Genomic DNA, 17,989 nt, shown 5'->3' on the forward strand with positions numbered 1-17,989 from the left:
CACTTCCACAGTCGGAGGTATCAAGAATGATCCAGAAGCATCCACGCATCGTGGACCTGAGCGAGACGGAACCCAACCGCAGGCGCGGAGGCGACATCCGGGCCATGCTCACCCCCGCCACGGCGGGCTCCACCAGCGGGTTCATGGGCCTGGCCATCGTCCAGCCCGGCGAGCGCATCGGCGAGCACTACCACCCGTACTCCGAGGAGTTCGTGTACGTCGTCACCGGCGCGCTCGAGGTGGACCTGGACGGCGAGGCGCACGCGCTCCGGCCGGACCAGGGCCTGCTGATCCCGATCAACATGCGCCACCGCTTCCGCAACGTCGGTGACACGGAGGCCCGCATGGTCTTCCACCTGGGACCGCTCGCCCCCCGTCCGAGCCTCGGTCACGTCGACACGGAGGAGGCCGACGGCCACGGGCCCACCCCCGAGTTCGCCGCCGCCGGGACGGACCTGTCCGCGCCTGACCACGGACGGCCGTCCGAGCGAAGTGGGGCCATAAAGTGACCCGGCGGGTGGCCGTCACCGGTATCGGTGTGGTCGCTCCGGGCGGCACCGGAGCGACGGCGTTCTGGGACCTCCTCGCCAACGGCCGTACAGCGACCCGCGGCATCACGCTGTTCGATCCAGCGGGCCTGCGCTCGCGCATAGCCGCCGAATGCGACTTCGACCCCCTCGCACACGGTCTCGACCCGGAGCTGAGCCAGCACGCGGACCGGTACATCCAGTTCGCCGCGGTCGCGGCCAACGAGGCCGTACGCGACTCGGGACTCGACACCGGCAGGGAGGACCCCTGGCGGGTCGGTGTATCGCTCGGCAGCGCCGTCGGCGGTACCACCCGCCTCGAACACGACTACGTCAAGGTCAGTGAGGGCGGCCGACGGTGGGACGTGGACCACCGCGCGGCCGACCCGCAGCTGCACATGGCGTTCTCACCCAGCACGCTCGCCTCGGTGGTCGCCGAGCGGTTCGGCGCACAGGGTCCGGTGCAGACGGTCTCCACGGGCTGCACCTCCGGACTCGACGCGGTCGGCTACGCCTTCCACACGATCGAGGAGGGCCGGGCGGACGTCTGCATCGCCGGGGCGTCCGACTCTCCCATATCCCCGATCACCATGGCCTGCTTCGACGCCATCAAGGCGACGTCGCCCGACAACGACGACCCGGAGCACGCCTCCCGGCCCTTCGACGCCCACCGCAACGGCTTCGTCATGGGCGAGGGCGCGGCGGTACTCGTCCTGGAGGAGTACGAGCACGCCCGGGCCCGCGGCGCGCACATCTACTGCGAGATCGGCGGCTACGCCACCTACGGCAACGCCTACCACATGACCGGTCTGACCAGCGAGGGCCGCGAGATGGCCCGGGCGATCGACACCACGCTCGACCAGGCGCGACTCGATCCGACACTGATCGACTACGTCAACGCGCACGGCTCGGGCACCCGGCAGAACGACCGCCACGAGACCGCCGCGGTCAAGCGGTCGCTGGGCGCCCACGCGTACAAGACCCCCATGAGCTCCATCAAATCCATGGTGGGGCACTCGCTGGGCGCGATCGGGGCGATCGAGGTCGTCGCCTGCGTCCTCGCCCTGAAACACCAGGTCGTGCCGCCTACCGCGAACTACGAAACTCCCGACCCCGAGTGCGACCTGGACTACGTTCCGCGCACCGCACGCCCCCGGAAGCTGAACAACGTGCTCTCCGTGGGCAGCGGATTCGGCGGTTTCCAGTCCGCGGTGCTCCTGACCGGGCCGGGTGGGAGGAAACCATGACCAGTCAGCGCACTCAGCGCCCCCGGCACGCGGCCATCACCGGCATCGGTGTGATCGCGCCCAACGGACTGCGAGCCGACGCCTACTGGAAGTCCATCAGTGAGGGGCTCGGCGTTCTGGACCGGATCACCCGCGAGGGATGCGAGCACCTGCCGCTCCGCGTCGCGGGCGAGGTCCGTTCCTTCGACGCCGCATCCCTCATCGAGGAGCGTTTCCTCGTCCAGACCGACCGCTTCAGCCACTTCGCCATGGCCGCGACCGTCCTCGCCCTGGACGACGCCGGCCTCGGCCACGGGGACCCCGCGGAGCCGTACAACATCGGCGTGGTCACCGCGGCCGGCTCCGGTGGCGGAGAGTTCGGACAGCGGGAACTCCAGAAACTGTGGGGCCAGGGATCCCGGTACGTCGGCCCGTACCAGTCCATCGCCTGGTTCTACGCCGCCAGCACCGGCCAGATCTCCATCCGGGGCGGCTTCAAGGGGCCGTGCGGAGTGGTCGCGAGCGACGAGGCGGGCGGCCTGGACTCCATCGCGCACGCCGCCCGCGGGGTACGGCGCGGCACCGGTGCCGTCCTCGCCGGGTCCGCCGAGGCACCCCTCGCCCCGTACTCGATGGTCTGCCAGCTCGGCTACCCCGAGATCAGCACCGTCGAGGACCCCGATCGCGCCTACCGGCCCTTCACCGAGGGAGCCTGCGGGTTCGCACCCGCGGAGGGCGGCGCGATGCTCGTCGTGGAGGAGGCGGCCCGCGCACGCGACCGCGGTGCCGCGATCCGGGCCACCGTGGCCGGGCACGGCGCCACCTTCACCGGTGCCTCCCGCTGGGAGCAGTCCCGGGAGGGACTCGTCCAGGCCATCAAGGTCGCCCTCGACGAGGCGGGCTGCGCCCCGCAGGAGATCGACGTCGTGTTCGCGGACGCCCTGGGCGTACCGGAGGCGGACCGCGCCGAAGCCCTGGCCATCGCCGACGCCCTGGGGGCGCACGGCACCCGGGTGCCCGTCACGGCGCCCAAGACCGGGATCGGGCGGGCCTACTGCGCGGCGCCCGTGCTGGACACCGCGGCCGCGGTGCTCGCCATGGAGAACGGCCTGGTGCCCCCCACCCCCAACGTGTTCGACATCTGCCACGACCTCGACCTGGTGATGTCCCGTGCTCGCCCCGCCGAGCTGAACACGGCCCTGGTCCTCAGCAGGGGACTCATGGGATCCAACGCGGCGCTGGTCGTGCGCCGCGGCGGCGACTCCGCCCGATAGGACCGGGCGAGAAGGAGAACTCAGATGATCATCGAAGTGACCGTCGACGAACTCGCCAAGCTGATGAAGAAGGCCGCCGGAGTCACCGTCGACCCCCAGCAGCTGCACCACGCGTCGGACTCCCCGTTCGGCACCCTCGGCCTCGACTCGCTGGGCCTGCTCGGCATCGTCGGCGAGCTGGAGAACCGGTACAGCAAGCCGCTGCCCCCCGACGCGGAGCGCTGCAAGACGCCCCGCGAGTTCCTCGACCTCGTCAACAGCACCCTCAAGACTGGAGCCTGAAGTGGCAGGACACACCGAGAACAGCATCACCATCGACGCCCCTCTCGATCTGGTCTGGGACATGACCAACGACATCGAGAACTGGCCGCAGCTGTTCAGCGAGTACGCGTCCCTGGAGGTGCTCTCCCGTGACGGCGACACGACGAGCTTCCGCCTGACCATGCACCCGGACGAGAACGGCAAGGTCTGGAGCTGGGTCTCGGAGCGGACCGTGGACCGCGCCGCGCGGACCGTACGGGCCCGCCGCGTCGAGACCGGCCCCTTCGCCCACATGGACATCCGGTGGGAGTACAAGGAGACCCCGGGCGGCACCCACATGCACTGGGTGCAGGACTTCGCGATGAAGCCCGAGGCCCCGGTCGACGACGCCTGGATGACGGACAACATCAACCGCAACTCCCGCGTCCAGATGGCCCTGATCCGGGACCGCATCGAGCAGGCCGCCCGCGACCGCCGCAACGCGCCAGCCGTACCGGGCTGATCACCGACCCAGGAAGGACCCCCGATGCATCACGCCCTGATCGTCGCCCGGATGGCGCCCGACTCGGCGCCCGCGATCGCCGACGTGTTCGCCGCCTCCGACCGCGGTGAACTGCCGCACCTGATCGGTGTCAACCGGCGCAGCCTCTTCCAGTTCGGTGATGTGTACATGCACCTCATCGAGTCCGACAAGGACCCCGCGCCCGCCATCGCGAAGGTGGTCGGGCACCCGGAGTTCCGCAGCGTCAGCGAGGAACTGTCGGCGTACGTCAGCGCGTACGACCCGCAGACGTGGCGCAGCCCCAAGGACGCCATGGCGCGCTGCTTCTACCGTTGGGAGCGCGCCGCCGCCTCCTGACCGGGCGCCGGGACACAACCCGAGGCCGCCGGCTCCGCGAAAGCGGATCCGGCGGCCTCGGGTTTGCGGGGCCGGCCTCTGCCGGGCCGGCCTCTGCCGGGCCGGCCTCTGCCGGGCCGGCCCGGGGCGTCGCGGCGGCTCAGGCCGGGACGGTGCACTCGAACGCGTGGAGATACGCGTTGACCGGACGGACCTCTCCGATGACCAGGCCCGCGGCCGTCAGCCGGTCGACCATGCTCTGCCGGGTGTGCTTCGCGCCGCCGACGTTGAGGAGGAGCAGCAGGTCCATGGAGGTCGTGAACTTCATCGACGGGGTGTCGTCCACGAGGTTCTCGATGACGACGACACGGGCACCGGGCCGCGCCGCCTTCCGGACGTTCGCCAGCGCCCGGCGGGTGCTGTCGTCGTCCCACTCCAGGATGTTCTTGATGATGTACACGTCCGCCTGTACCGGGATGTCCTCGCGGCAGTCACCGGCCACGACGCGCACCCGGTCGGCCAGCGAACCGCCGTCGCGCAGGCGCGCGTCCGCGTTCTCCACCACGCCCGGCAGGTCGAGCAGGGTGCCGTGCATCCCGGGGTGCTTCTCCAGCAGGCTGGCCACGACCTGTCCCTGACCGCCGCCGATGTCGGCGACCGAGGACACCCCGTCGAGGTCGAGCAGGTTCGCGACATCGCGCGCGGACTGTTCGCTGGACGTCGTCATGGCCCGGTTGAAGACGTACGCGGACTCGGGCGCCTCCTCGTTGAGGTACTCGAAGAACTCCTTCTCGTACACGTCCTCGAAGACGTTGCGGCCGGAGCGAACGGCCTCGTCGAGCTTGGGCCAGACGTTCCACGTCCAGGGCTCGGTGCACCACAGGGCGATGTACCGCAGGCTGTGCGGGTCGTCCTCGCGCAGCAGCCGGGACATCTCCGTGTGGGCGAACGCGCCGTCCGGTTGTTCCACGAAGACGCCCTGGCAGGACAGGGCGCGCAGCAGCCGGCGCAGGGTCTGCGGCTGGGTCTTGACCGCCGCGGCCAGGTCCTCGACGCTCATCGGCGTCTCTTCCAGGGCGTCGGCCACGCCCAGGCGGGCGGCGGCGCGCACGGCGGCGGCGCACGCCGCTCCGAAGACGAGCTCCCGCAGCCGCATGGGCGGCGGGGGAGCCTGTTCGGCGGGCGTCCGGTGCGGAGCCTGCTCGGCAGTTGTCATCTGGTGCCTCGCTTCTTCTGTCGTGCCTCGAGTGGGTGGTGGGGGTGGGGGAGTGATGGGCCGGTCAGCACCTGCCGGCGGGCTGGGAGACCCGGCAGATGTTGCGGAGGAACACGTTGTCCTTGCCGGCGGGGTCGCGGTCGGCGAGGTCGGCCGGGCCGTTGCGCAGCACCACGTTGTCGCGGATCACGTCACCCCGGTTGGCGGCGCCGACGAAGCTCTTGAACAGCACGATGCCGCCCGACAGGGGGGAGGCGCCCACGTTGTCCACGACCCTGTTCCACGTCACCAGGGAGTCCTCGGTGCCGGTGAGGACGATGCCCGAGCCCTGCAGCGCGGGCAGCCGGGGGGTCTTGGGGCAGGACCTGTTGTTGGCGTGGATGTTGTTCCGGCGGACGGCCAGGGCTCCGGCGTGCGGCTTGTTCTCGTCGCCCACGACGAACACGCCGGTGCAGTTGCCGGTCGCCTCGTTGTCGGCGACGGTGAGGTTGCGCAGTCGGCGCACCGTGACGCCGATCCGGTTGCCCACCAGTCGGTTGTGGCTGATCACCGTCCCCCGGGTGTCCCGGGCGCCCTCCTCGGTGGAGACCGTGTTGGCGACGAACAGGCCGGCGTCGCCGTTGCCCCTGGCGGTGTTGTACCGGAACACCCCGCGGACGGACCTCTCCTGGGCGATGCCCCACTGGCCGTTGTCCTCGGCGGTCACCCCGCGGACGGTCAGCCGGTCGGTTCCCGACGCCCACAGGCCCTGCTTGGCGAAGCCCCGGAGGGTCAGTGCGCGCACGGTGACCCCCGTGAGGGGGCTGCTGTCCGTACCGGTGACGCAGATGCCGTTGCCGGCCTTGGCGCAGGCGTCGACGGCGGAGGCCGGGCCCGGCTCGATGACGGTGCGGCGGGCACCGAAGCCTCGCACCGTCAGGTTCGGCACGGTGACGCGGACGCTCTCGTGATAGGTGCCGGGGAGGATGAGGACGGTGTCCCCCGGTCGTGCGGTGTCCACGGCCTGCTGAATGGACTCGCCGGGTCTCACCCGGTGCACGGCGCGGTGGTCGGCCGACGGGGCGGCACCCAGCCCCGTCGCCATGACGGCCGCGGTGCAGGCGAGGTAGGCCATCTGTCGTTTGGTCATGGGCCGAAGCTATGAGCGGGGGTTCCGGCACGCCACCGCTGATCACCCAGGTGGGCAGCCCTTGTCGCCCTTGGGTGTGCGCCGGTGTGTCGGTCGGCCGCGCGGGCGCTCTGAGGGGGTATCAGGACGACGGAAGGCCGTGCCGGGCCCGCACGGTCCGGCCCGCCGGCCGACCCGGGATCACCGGACCGGTGGAACGCGGCCGCCCCGGCCGGAGGTTCCGGCCGGGGCGGCGCAGTCGTGGCCCGTCAGGGGCCCGACGGTGTGTCAGGCGAGGGTCGCGAGCGACTCGTTCCAGGTGGCGGACGGACGCATGACCTTCGCGGCCTTGGCGGGGTCGGGCTGGTAGTAGCCGCCGATGTCGGCGGGCTTGCCCTGGACGGCGAGCAGTTCGTCGACGATCGTCCGCTCCTGCGCGGTGAGCGTCTCGGCGAGCGGGGCGAACGCCTTGGCGAGGTCCGCGTCGTCGGTCTGCGCGGCCAGCTCCTGCGCCCAGTAGAGGCCCAGGTAGAAGTGGCTGCCGCGGTTGTCGATGCCGCCGACGCGACGGGTCGGCGACTTGTCCTCGTTGAGGAAGGTCGCCGTCGCGCGGTCGAGGGTGTCGGCGAGGACCTGGGCGCGGGCGTTGCCCGTGGTGGTCGCGAGGTGCTCGAAGCTGGCCGCGAGCGCGAAGAACTCGCCCAGGCTGTCCCAGCGCAGGTAGTTCTCCTTGACCAGCTGCTGGACGTGCTTCGGGGCGGAGCCGCCGGCGCCCGTCTCGAAGAGGCCGCCGCCCGCCATCAGCGGGACGACCGACAGCATCTTGGCGCTGGTGCCCAGCTCCAGGATCGGGAAGAGGTCGGTGAGGTAGTCGCGCAGCACGTTGCCGGTGACCGAGATGGTGTTCTCGCCGCGGCGGATGCGCTCCACGGACAGCTCGGTCGCCTCGACGGGGGACAGGATGCGGATGTCCAGGCCCTCGGTGTCGTGCTCCGGCAGGTACCGCTTGACCTTCTCGATGAGCACGGCGTCGTGCGCGCGGGTCTCGTCCAGCCAGAACACGGCCGGGTCACCGGTGGCGCGGGCGCGGGTGACGGCCAGCTTCACCCAGTCCTTGATCGGGGCGTCCTTGGTCTGGCAGGCGCGGAAGATGTCGCCGGCGGAGACCGTCTGCTCCAGGACGACGTTGCCGGCCTGGTCGACGAGGCGGACCGTACCGGTGGTCGGCACCTCGAAGGTCTTGTCGTGGCTGCCGTACTCCTCGGCCTTCTGCGCCATCAGACCGACGTTCGGCACAGAGCCCATGGTGGACGGGTCGAAGGCGCCGTTGACGCGGCAGTCGTCGATGACGACCTGGTAGACGCCGGAGTAGCTGCTGTCCGGCAGGACCGCGAGCGTGTCGGCCTCCTGGCCGTCCGGGCCCCACATGTGGCCCGAGGTGCGGATCATGGCAGGCATCGAGGCGTCGACGATGACGTCGGACGGCACGTGCAGGTTGGTGATGCCCTTGTCGGAGTCGACCATCGCGAGCTCCGGGCCGTCGGCGAGTTCGGCGTCGAAGGAGGCCTTGATCTCGGCGCCCTCCGGCAGGGCCTCCAGGCCCTTGTAGATGCCGCCGAGGCCGTCGTTCGGGGTCAGACCGGCGGAGGCGAGTGCCTCGCCGTAGCGCGCGAACGTCTTCGGGAAGAAGGCGCGCACCACGTGACCGAAGACGATCGGGTCGGAGACCTTCATCATCGTGGCCTTGAGGTGCACCGAGAACAGCACGCCCTCGGCCTTGGCGCGGGCGATCTGCTCGGTGAGGAACTCACGCAGCGGCGCGACGTGCATGACGGACGCGTCCACGACCTCGCCCGCGAGGACGGGTACGGACTCGCGCAGCACCGTGGTGGAGCCGTCGTCGCCGACCAGCTCGATCTTCAGCGCGCCGGCCTCGGTGATCACCGCGGACTTCTCGGTGGAACGGAAGTCGTCGACGCCCATGGTGGCGACGTTCGTCTTCGAGTCGGACGTCCACTTGCCCATGCGGTGCGGGTGCGTCTTGGCGTAGTTCTTGACCGAGGCGGGGGCGCGGCGGTCGGAGTTGCCCTCGCGCAGCACCGGGTTCACGGCGCTGCCCTTGACCTTGTCGTAACGGGCGCGGATGTCGCGCTCCTCGTCCGACTTCGGGTCGTCCGGGTAGGCCGGCAGCGCGTAGCCCTGCGCCTGCAGCTCGGCCACCGCGGCCTTGAGCTGCGGGATGGAGGCCGAGACGTTCGGCAGCTTGATGATGTTGGCCCCGGGAGTCTTGGCCAGGTCGCCGAGCTCGGCGAGGGCGTCGGGGACGCGCTGCCCCTCCTCCAGGAACTCGGGGAAGAGCGCGAGGATGCGCCCCGCCAGCGAGATGTCACGGGTCTCCACAGTGACACCCGCCTGCGAGGCGTACGCCTGGACCACCGGCAGGAACGAATACGTCGCCAGGGCCGGGGCCTCGTCAGTGTGCGTGTAGATGATGGTCGAGTCAGTCACCGGGTGCTCCGCTCCACGTCTGCAACATTGCTCGACATCAAGATATCTCGTGAGCGACCCCGGCTCGACAGGGGTCCGCATCCGACAGTGCGCGACCGCGGATGATCAGGTCCGTTTTCTTGCGTGATCACGAGGTCCCCTGGGCCCCGCGGGCGAAGGGCACCCGGCACCCGGGCCCCTTCGTTCCTACGAGCCCCGGGCCACCCCGGCTCCACGGGTGTTCCGGGGCTACGGGCCGGGGCAGCGTCGGGTGGTCGAGGGCCCTGGCCCCGCGAGCGGGTGTGCTGGGCCCCTGGGCCCCACGAGCGGGTGTCCAGGGCCGCCGGCCCCACGAGACCAGGGGCACTCCGGCTCGGCGTATACCCCGGTCGCACCGTCCGGGGTACGGAGCCTCTCCGATCCCGGAGGCGAGTGGAGGGGCTCCGACGCCTGCGGAGGCGACGCCTCGCGCGTCAGAACCGGGCCGGTCCGTCCGCCCGGGTCCGGTCCTGCGGCGGCGCGTCCCGCTGGTGCGGTATGCCCGACTCCAGGAGCTCCGCACCGCCCGGTTGCAGCGCGACCGTGCGGGCGGGGGACGGGATGCGGATGCCCTCGTCGCGGTAGCGCTTGTGCAGGCGCTTGATGAACTCGTGCTTGATCCGGTACTGGTCGCTGAACTCGCCCACGCCGAGGATCACGGTCAGTCCGATGCGGGAGTCCCCGAAGGTGTGGAAGCGGACGGCGGGCTCGTGGTCCGGGACGGCGCCCGTGATCCCGGTCATCACCTCGGTGACGACCTCGTTGGTGACGCGCTCGACGTGGTCCAGGTCGCTGTCGTAACCGACACCGACCTGCACGGTCAGCGTCATCTGCTGCTCGGGCCGGGTGAAGTTGGTCATGTTGGTGCCCGACAGCTGGGCGTTGGGGATGATGACCAGGTTGTTGGAGAGCTGACGGACCGTCGTGTTGCGCCAGTTGATGTCGACGACGTAGCCCTCCTCGCCGCTGCTCAGCCGGATGTAGTCGCCCGGCTGGATCGTCTTCGACGCGAGGATGTGCACGCCCGCGAAGAGGTTCGCGAGGGTGTCCTGGAGCGCCAGGGCGACGGCGAGACCGCCCACGCCCAGGGCCGTGAGCAGGGGCGCTATGGAGATCCCCAGGGTCTGCAGGACGACCAGGAAACCGATCGCCAGCACCACGACCCGGGTGATGTTGACGAAGATGGTGGCCGATCCGGCGACACCCGAGCGGGACTGGGTCACCGACCGGACCAGTCCGGCGATGAGCCGGGCCGCGGTGACCGTCGTGACCAGGATGAGCAGCACGGTCAGCGAGCGGTTGACCGTGCGGCCGACCGGCGCGGTCAGCGGCAGCACCGCGGCCGCCGACGCGACCCCGCCGGCGATCGCCGCCCACGGCACCAAGGTGCGCAACGCGTCCACGATGACGTCGTCGCCGCTCCAGCGGGTGCGCTGGGCGTGCTTGCCCAGCCATCGCATCAGCATCCGCAGCAGGAACGCCGCCAGCAGTCCCGCGACCACGGCTATGCCGGCGATCATCAGGTCGTCCAGGGTGACGGGACGCTTCATCGACGACCTCCTCGGAAACCGCGACCGGGGTGAGGGCCCATGGGCCGTATGCGCTGTGTCGTCACTTGCCACCTGCTCGAATCTGGGAACGCACGAACACGCCCGGACAGCCGTTCGGCGTCCGGGGCGACCGCTCATCCTGCCGTACTCGGGGGTACGTCCGTCACCGGGTCAGCGCACCTCGGCCACCACTGTCCGTCCGTCACCGGGCCCGCGCACGGCGGGCCTTGACGCAGCCGGGGGCCTCCGGACACGCCCCGGCCCGCCTCACGTCCCGCTGAACGAACCGTGCCGCCCGGCTCCCGACGCGAAGCGGGCGGCACCCTCGATGCCGTCGGCCAGCACATCCATGCCGTAGCGGAGTTCGCCACGCATGGCGGCCTTCTCGATCAGGCCCTCCTGATCGAGGACCGAGGCGCGGTCGCTGCGCAGGCAGGACTGGGGGAAGTCGGCGATGCCGGCGGCCAGTTCCTCGGCCGCGGCACGGGCCCGGCCGGTCGGGACGAGACGGTTGGCGAGCCCCATCTCGTACGCCTCGGAGGCGGGGACCGGGCGGCCGGTGAGGATCATGTCCATCGCGCGGCTGGTGCCGATGAGGCGGGGCAGGCGCACGGTACCGCCGTCGATGAGCGGAACGCCCCAACGGCGGCAGAACACACCGAAGACCGCGTCCTCCTCCGCGACCCGCAGATCGCACCAGAGCGCCAGTTCCAGACCTCCGGCCACCGCATGCCCCGCGACCGCCGCGATGACCGGCTTGGACAGCCGCAGCCGGGTCGGGCCCATCGGCCCGTCACCGTCCTCGGCGACCCGGTTGCCGTGCTCGGTACCGATCGCCTTGAGGTCCGCGCCCGCGCAGAACGTGCCGCCCTCGCCCCAGAGCACCGCCACCCGGGCCGTGTCATCGGCATCGAACTCCCGGAAGGCGTCGGCGAGTTCGACGGCCGTCGGGCCGTCCACCGCGTTGCGGGCGGCGGGGCGGGAGAGGACGACCGTGGTGACGTACCCCTGGCGTTCGGTCCGGACCGGCAACCTGCTGACCCCTTCTCCCGGCTGACGTACGTCCGAGGCTACTCCGTGCCCTCCTGGCCGCTCAGATCACCTTCAGACGCACCAGCGCCCCCAGCGTCAGCGCCCCGGGCAGCAGCGGCAGCCACACCGTGATGATCCGGAACGCCAGGACCACCGCCGTGGCCACCGCCACCGGACCGCCCGCCGCCACCAGCGCGACGACGAGCGCCGCCTCCACCGAACCGATCCCGCCCGGCGTGGGCACCATCGCCACCGCGGCGGTCGCCGCCAGGTAGGCGAGAGCCATGTGCAGCGGCGGCACCGGCAGGTTCATCGCCTGTCCCACCGCGGTCAGACCGGCGGCCTGCAGCAGCGGGAAGGCGAGCGAACCGCCCCACAGGGCGCAGGCGCGAGCCGGGCGGGAGTGCACCGAGCGCGCCTCGCCGAGCGCGGTGCGCAGGAACGACCACACCGCCACGCGCAGTCGCCGTACGAGCAGCAGCACCGTCACCGCGACGCACAGCAGCGCGCCCGCGCCGAGCAGCAGAGGGCCCGTCGCCCCGTCCGGGAGGAGGCCTCCGAGCCGCAGCGCGCCGGGGAACGCGACGAGCAGGCCCGCCAGCAGGGCGAGGCGGGCGACCGACTCGGCGAGCATGTACAGCGCGAGCGCCGCGGAGGAGCGGGCCAGCGGAACGCCGCACCCCGTCATGAAACGCAGATTGACCGCGCCGGCACCCAGCCCCGTCGGCAGCAGGTGGTTGGCGGCGCCCGCCGCGAACTGGGTGGCGAGCAGCCTGCGCGCGGGCAGCCGCTCCACGACCGCGCCCTGCCGGGTGACGGCCGCGGCGACCCAGGTCAGACAGGTCGCGACGACCGCCGCCAGCAGCCACGGCCACTCGGCCGCGCGCAGATGGCCGAAACCCTCCACGAGCACGGAGCGGTGGCGCACGCCGACCACCAGCACGAGGGCGAGCGGGACCAGGCACAGGACCGACCGGAGGGGGAGGCGCCGGGGGAGTCCCTTGAGGGGACCCCGCGGGGGCGTCTGGGGAAAACGGACCGCTGTCACATCCGGAGAGGTTTTCCACACCGCACCAACAGGAGGTTGCGGGCGAGGGTCCGGTGGCTGACACGCCGGGCAAGGTGCGGGAGGAGCCGGGGCCGGCGAGGTCGGCGGGGCCGTGGATACCGTCGTGGATGCCGTCATGAGTTCCCTGGGTCGTTCCTTCGTGCGCGTGGACTTCTTCCGCAAGACATTGACCTCAACGAAGCTTGAGGTCCTACGGTCACTTCCATGAGCATGGAGACCACAGCCTGGACACAGCTGCACAGCGTGATGAACGCGCAGCAGGAGCGCCGCCCCTTCGCCCGCGCGACGCTGCGCCGCATCGCGGCCTTCGCCCGCCCGCACCGCCGACGTATCGGCCAGTTCGTGGTGCTCAGCGTGATCACCGCGCTGCTGGCCGTCGCGACGCCGGTGCTCGCGGGGCGCGTCGTGGACGCCATCGTGTCCCGCGGCGACGAGGGCACCGTCGTCCGTCTTGCGGTGCTCATCGCGGTCATCGCGTTCGCCGAGGCAGGACTCGGGATTCTCAGCCGCTGGCTGTCGGCGACGCTGGGGGAGGGGCTCATCCTGGATCTGCGGGCGGCTGTGTTCGATCATGTACAGCGCATGCCGGTCGCGTTCTTCACACGTACCCGTACGGGCGCGCTCGTCAGTCGACTCAACAACGACGTGATCGGCGCCCAGCGCGCCTTCAGCAACACCCTCTCCGGAGTGGTCGGCAACGTCGTCACCCTGCTGCTCACCCTCGCCGTCATGCTCACCCTGTCCTGGCAGATCACCCTGCTCGCACTGGTGCTGCTGCCGGTGTTCGTGGTGCCCGCGCGGCGCATGGGCAGCCGGATGGCCAGGATGCAACGCGAGGCCGCACAGCTGAACGCGGCCATGGGCACCCGGATGACCGAGCGGTTCTCCGCACCCGGCGCCACCCTCATCAAGCTCTTCGGGCGGCCCGAGGACGAGTCCGCCGAGTTCGCGGCGCGGGCCGGGCGGGTGCGGGACATCGGGGTGCGTACGGCGATGGCGCAGTCGGCGTTCATCACGGCCCTGACGCTGGTCTCCGCCCTGGCGCTGGCGCTCGTGTACGGGCTGGGCGGCTGGTACGCGCTGCGCGGCAGCCTGGAACCGGGTGCCGTCGTCTCGCTGGCGCTGCTGCTGACCCGCCTGTACGCGCCCCTCACCTCGCTCGCCGGGGCGCGCGTCGAGGTCATGAGCGCCCTGGTGAGCTTCGAGCGCGTCTTCGAGGTGCTCGACCTCAAGCCGCTCATCGAGGAGAAGCCGGACGCCGAGGAGGTCCCGGACGGCCCGGCGTCCGTGGAGTTCGACGACGTCACCTTCGCCTACCCCGCCGCGGACAAGGTCTCCCTCGCCTCCCTGGAGGAGGTCGCCGCCCTCGACACCCGGGCCGGCGCCGAGGTCCTGCGCGGCGTCTCCTTCCGCGCCGAACCGGGCCAGACCGTCGCGCTCGTCGGCTCCTCCGGAGCGGGCAAGTCGACCATCGCCCAGCTGCTGCCGCGGCTGTACGACACCGACGGGGGCGCCGTCCGCATCGGGGGCGTCGACGTCCGCGACCTGAGCGCCGAGTCGATGCGCCGCACCCTGGGCATGGTCACCCAGGACGGACACCTCTTCCACGACTCGGTACGCGACAATCTGCTGCTGGCCCGCCCCGCCGCGACGGAGCAGGAACTGTGGGACGTACTGCGCCGCGCCCGTCTGGAGGAACTCGTACGCTCCCTGCCCGACGGCCTCGACACCGTGGTCGGCGAGCGCGGCTACCGGCTCTCCGGCGGCGAACGCCAGCGGATGACCATCGCCCGGCTGCTGCTCGCCCGCCAGCGCGTCGTCATCCTCGACGAGGCCACCGCCCACCTGGACAACACCTCGGAGGCGGCCGTGCAGGAAGCGCTCACCGAGGCACTGGCGGGGCGCACGGCCCTGGTGATCGCTCACCGGCTGTCCACGGTGCGCGCCGCCGACGTGATCCTGGTCGTCGAGGCGGGACGGATCGTGGAGCGGGGTACCCACGAGGAGCTGCTGACGCTCGAGGGGCGGTACGCGGAGCTGTACCGGACCCAGTTCGACGAGCCGCGGTCGGAAAGCGCCCGGGAGCCGAGCCTCGGGCTGATGATGGACTGAGGGGCCACTGGTCCCCGCACGGCCGGTCCCGGCACGGTCGGTCCCCGCACGGGCACCGACCGTGTTCCGGGTCATACCGGCAGGAAAGCAGCACTGCAGGACAATGATGGAGCACTCGGGATCGTCGTGTCGACGTAAGGGGAATCCTCATGGGTCAGATCGGATCGATCGGCCTGATTCTGCATCCCAGGCGCAATCCGGGGCCGGTCATCGAATCCGTCGTGCACTGGGCCCGTACGCACGGGACCGAAGTACTGGGCCTGCCGGACGAGGTGGGGCGCATCGCCTGCAGCGCCGTGGCCGTGCCGGGCGACGAACTGGTGGCCCGGGCCGGTCTGATCGTCAGTCTCGGAGGTGACGGAACCATGCTCCGCGCCATGCGGCTGCTCTCCGGCTCCGCGACCCCGGTGCTCGGCGTCAACCTGGGCCGGCTGGGTTTCCTCGCCGAGATCGACGTCGATGACCTGGCATTGGCGCTGGACCGCATCGACAGCGGCCGCTTCACCACCGAGGCCCGGATGGCCGTACGGACCCGCCTGCCGGACGGGCGCGAGTTCCGGGCGTTCAACGACATCGCCCTCGTCCGGGTGCCGGGCCACGGAATGGCCGCCATCTCCATCAGTCTCCAGGGGGACGAGTTCATCCGTTACGCCGCCGACGCCCTCGTGGTCGCCACCTCGACCGGATCGACGGCGTACAGCTTCGCCGCGGGCGGCCCGATCCTCTCGCCCAGGGTGGAGGCCATCCTCGTCGTACCGGCCAGCGCGCACTCGTCGTTCGACCGGGCACTCGTCCTGCCGGCGGACGAGGAGGTGGTGCTCGAACTGCTGCCCACGACAGGGCGGTTGGCGGTCGAGGTGGACGGCGAAGTGGTCGAGTACCTCGATGCGGGTGATCGGATCACCGTGACGGCCTGCCCCGCGGTGGCTCATGTGGTGCGCCTCGGTGGCACGACGTTCTACCAGCGGGCCCGCAGGAAACTCGGCATCAGGGGAAGCCTCGAAGCGGGCCACCTCCATCCCGACGACCACGTCGATTTCGCGCTCCACGCCGATATGGCGGAGATCGCGGATGTCGCCGATGTCGCGGATACCGCGGAGCTGTGACGCACCGGGACTTCGTGCCGTGCCGGGGTACGCGTCCGAGCGGACCCGGCCGCCGGGGCGCTGGGCGGCGCGGTCCCCGCGGCGCGCGGCCCGAGCGGCCGGCCGGCCGTTCTCCCCGGCCCTCGCCGCCGGGGCGCGCCCGCACTCCGGCGGCGAGGGCCGGCGTCAGGCCGTCCGGCCGGCCCCGGTGAGCGCCGCCCTCTCCCGCGCGGCGCGCACGGCCGCGGACAGCGAGGCGATGTCGTAGGCGCCGTGGTGACGGCGGCCGTTGACGAAGAACGTCGGGGTCCCCGAAACGCCGCTGAGATCGGCGGACTCAAGGTCCGCGGCGATGTGGGCCGTACCCGCCCCGGCCCGGAGGTCGGCGCGGAAACGGTCGGTGTCGAGGCCGATCTCCTCGGCGTAGTGGAGCAGGTCCTTGGGGAGCAGGTCCCCCTGATGCTCCAGCAGCAGATCGTGCATCTCCCAGTACCCGTCCTGGAGGGCCGCGGCCTCGGCGGCCTCGGCTGCCAGCTGGGCGTTGGGGTGCACGTCGTTCAGCGGCAGATGCCGCCACACGTAGCGCACGTCCCCGAAGTCGGCGAGCAGCTCGCGCACCACGGGCTCGGCCAGTCCGCAGTACGGGCACTCGAAGTCCCCGTACTCGACCAGCGTCACCGGCGCGTCCAGGGGACCGCGTACATGGTCGCGTCGCACGTCGACGGAGTCGCTGAGATCCACGATGCTCTGGCTCGTACCGAGCAGGGCCCGGGAGCGGGAACGCCGCGGCAGGGCGCCGATCACCCGGGTGACGAGCCAGGTCAGGAGGAACGAGCCGGCCACGGCGGCCAGGATCCCGATCTTCGCCTGCCCCAGTTCGTCGCCGTCGAAGGCGAGGGTCGCGATCAGCAGGGAGACGGTGAACCCGACCCCGGCCAGCGTGCCGCCCGCGGTGACGGCGCCCCAGCCGGCCGGCGGCCGGAGGCGTCCGCGGCTGACGCGGGTGGTCAGGAGGGCGGCACCGACGATGCCGAGGGGTTTGCCGAGGACGTAGCCGAAGAGGATGCCCAGCGTGATCGGCGACGTGAAGGCTTGCGCCAGCTGGGCGCCGCTGACGGTGATGCCGGCGTTGGCGAGGGCGAACAGCGGCACGATCACATAGCTCGTCCAGGGGTGGAACATCCGCTGGAGCCGCTCGTTGGGGGAGAGCGTCGAGGCCAGCCCGCGGCGTACCGTGCGCTCCAGTTCCGGCGTCGGCTGCTCGCGGAAGCGCCGGAACAGTGTGCTCGCGTGCTCCAGGTCGCTGCGTTCGGCCGGCCGGGCGTAGGTCAGCAGACCCATCGCGAGCCCCGTCACGACCGGGTCCACCCCCGACTTCAGGAGCGCCACCCAGATCGCCACGCCCAGCACCGCGTACAGCGCCGGGATCCGCACCCCCAGGACGCGGCGCACCAGCAGGAGGACGGCGAACAGGCCGAGCGCCGTCAGCAGCGCCGGTACCGACAAGGCTCCGCTGTAGGCGAAGGCGATGACGGCCAGCGCCACGAAGTCGTCCACGACGGAGACGCTGAGGATGAAGACCCGCAGACTGCCCGGCAGCCGCGTACCGAACAGGGCGAGCATGCCCAGCGCGAAGGCCGTGTCCGTCGACATGGCGGTGCCCCACCCCTGCGCGGAGGCGTGGCCCGCGTTGACGGCCAGGTAGACCGCGACGGGCACGGCCATGCCGCTGAGCCCCGCGAGCACCGGCAGCGTGACCCGCCGTCGCTCCCGTAGTTCGCCCATGTCGAACTCGCGGCGCGCCTCCAGGCCCACGACGAAGAAGAACAGCGTCATCAGGCCGCTGTTCACCCACTCGCGCAGGCCCAGGGACACGCCGCCCGATCCGATGCGGACCGACAGCTCGGTGTGCCAGAAGGACGCGTACGAACCGGGCCCGAGGTTGGCCCAGGCGAGTGCCAGGAGCGCCGCGCTGAGCAGCACGGCGGCACTGCCGGTCTCGGTCCGCAGGAAGTCCCGCAGCGGACCCTGGGCGCTCTTGCCGCACACGGTCTGCCCCGACAGGAGGGAGCTCTCAGGTGGCTCAGGTGGCACAGTCACTCCGTGATTCTCGCCCGGGGCGTCGACCCGCACCCGGCGAAGCCACGGCAGGGCGCGCCCCGGTC

At 71.5% G+C, this 17,989-nt stretch carries 15 protein-coding genes; 8 read left to right on the top strand and 7 right to left on the bottom strand.

The window, feature by feature from the left end:
* The first annotated feature begins 26 nt into the window (after positions 1–26).
* From OHB41_RS39810 to OHB41_RS39835, 6 genes are read left to right on the top strand one after another with little or no spacing between them, the layout of a single operon-like run.
* The gene (locus OHB41_RS39810) at positions 27–509 is read left to right on the top strand and encodes a cupin domain-containing protein (protein ID WP_266704453.1); all 483 of its coding nucleotides are present in this window, start codon (positions 27–29) and stop codon (positions 507–509) included.
* Positions 506–1,774 (top strand): beta-ketoacyl-[acyl-carrier-protein] synthase family protein, encoded by a 1,269-nt coding sequence (locus tag OHB41_RS39815; protein WP_266704455.1) that lies wholly within the window; start codon positions 506–508, stop codon positions 1,772–1,774. Before OHB41_RS39810 ends, OHB41_RS39815 begins: the two co-directional genes overlap by 4 nt.
* Complete coding sequence (locus OHB41_RS39820) at positions 1,771–3,027, top strand: ketosynthase chain-length factor (protein ID WP_266704457.1); 1,257 nt, start codon at positions 1,771–1,773, stop codon at positions 3,025–3,027. The genes OHB41_RS39815 and OHB41_RS39820 overlap by 4 nt, the downstream gene beginning before the upstream one ends.
* Before the next feature lie 24 nt (positions 3,028–3,051).
* Complete coding sequence (locus tag OHB41_RS39825) at positions 3,052–3,309, top strand: phosphopantetheine-binding protein (protein WP_153287538.1); 258 nt, start codon at positions 3,052–3,054, stop codon at positions 3,307–3,309.
* 1 nt (position 3,310) lies between these two features.
* Positions 3,311–3,790: an SRPBCC family protein gene (locus OHB41_RS39830; RefSeq protein ID WP_266704461.1), complete on the top strand. Its 480-nt coding sequence runs from the start codon at positions 3,311–3,313 to the stop codon at positions 3,788–3,790.
* Positions 3,791–3,814: 24 nt separating this feature from the next.
* On the top strand, positions 3,815–4,147 hold the full coding sequence (locus OHB41_RS39835; protein ID WP_153287536.1) for a TcmI family type II polyketide cyclase: 333 nt from the start codon (positions 3,815–3,817) through the stop codon (positions 4,145–4,147).
* A 139-nt stretch (positions 4,148–4,286) separates the two neighbouring features.
* On the opposite strand, the gene OHB41_RS39840 is transcribed toward OHB41_RS39835, so the two are convergent.
* The 6 genes from OHB41_RS39840 to OHB41_RS39865 form a co-directional block, all read right to left on the bottom strand.
* Positions 4,287–5,342: a methyltransferase gene (locus tag OHB41_RS39840; RefSeq protein ID WP_266704464.1), complete on the bottom strand. Its 1,056-nt coding sequence runs from the start codon at positions 5,340–5,342 to the stop codon at positions 4,287–4,289.
* Positions 5,343–5,406: 64 nt separating this feature from the next.
* Positions 5,407–6,471, bottom strand: coding sequence for a right-handed parallel beta-helix repeat-containing protein (locus tag OHB41_RS39845; RefSeq protein ID WP_266704466.1), 1,065 nt, complete (start codon positions 6,469–6,471; stop codon positions 5,407–5,409).
* A gap of 267 nt (positions 6,472–6,738) precedes the next feature.
* Positions 6,739–8,958 (bottom strand): NADP-dependent isocitrate dehydrogenase, encoded by a 2,220-nt coding sequence (locus OHB41_RS39850; protein ID WP_266704468.1) that lies wholly within the window; start codon positions 8,956–8,958, stop codon positions 6,739–6,741.
* A gap of 452 nt (positions 8,959–9,410) precedes the next feature.
* Positions 9,411–10,526: a mechanosensitive ion channel family protein gene (locus tag OHB41_RS39855; protein WP_266704470.1), complete on the bottom strand. Its 1,116-nt coding sequence runs from the start codon at positions 10,524–10,526 to the stop codon at positions 9,411–9,413.
* A gap of 267 nt (positions 10,527–10,793) precedes the next feature.
* Positions 10,794–11,558, bottom strand: a complete 765-nt coding sequence (locus tag OHB41_RS39860; RefSeq protein ID WP_266704472.1) for a crotonase/enoyl-CoA hydratase family protein — start codon at positions 11,556–11,558, stop codon at positions 10,794–10,796.
* 61 nt (positions 11,559–11,619) lie between these two features.
* Complete coding sequence (locus tag OHB41_RS39865) at positions 11,620–12,606, bottom strand: lysylphosphatidylglycerol synthase transmembrane domain-containing protein (RefSeq protein WP_266704474.1); 987 nt, start codon at positions 12,604–12,606, stop codon at positions 11,620–11,622.
* Positions 12,607–12,837: 231 nt separating this feature from the next.
* Here OHB41_RS39865 and OHB41_RS39870 point away from each other — a divergent pair, with 231 nt between their 5' ends.
* Both OHB41_RS39870 and OHB41_RS39875 read left to right on the top strand, forming a co-directional pair.
* Positions 12,838–14,739 (top strand): ABC transporter ATP-binding protein, encoded by a 1,902-nt coding sequence (locus OHB41_RS39870; protein ID WP_266706491.1) that lies wholly within the window; start codon positions 12,838–12,840, stop codon positions 14,737–14,739.
* A 149-nt stretch (positions 14,740–14,888) separates the two neighbouring features.
* The gene (locus OHB41_RS39875; RefSeq protein ID WP_266704476.1) at positions 14,889–15,845 is read left to right on the top strand and encodes an NAD(+)/NADH kinase; all 957 of its coding nucleotides are present in this window, start codon (positions 14,889–14,891) and stop codon (positions 15,843–15,845) included.
* Between the two features lie 165 nt (positions 15,846–16,010).
* On the opposite strand, the gene nhaA is transcribed toward OHB41_RS39875, so the two are convergent.
* Positions 16,011–17,924 (bottom strand): Na+/H+ antiporter NhaA, encoded by a 1,914-nt coding sequence (nhaA, locus tag OHB41_RS39880; RefSeq protein ID WP_266704478.1) that lies wholly within the window; start codon positions 17,922–17,924, stop codon positions 16,011–16,013.
* Positions 17,925–17,989: the final 65 nt, after the last annotated feature.

It is taken from the genome of Streptomyces sp. NBC_01571, from assembly GCF_026339875.1.
GTDB lineage: Bacteria > Actinomycetota > Actinomycetes > Streptomycetales > Streptomycetaceae > Streptomyces.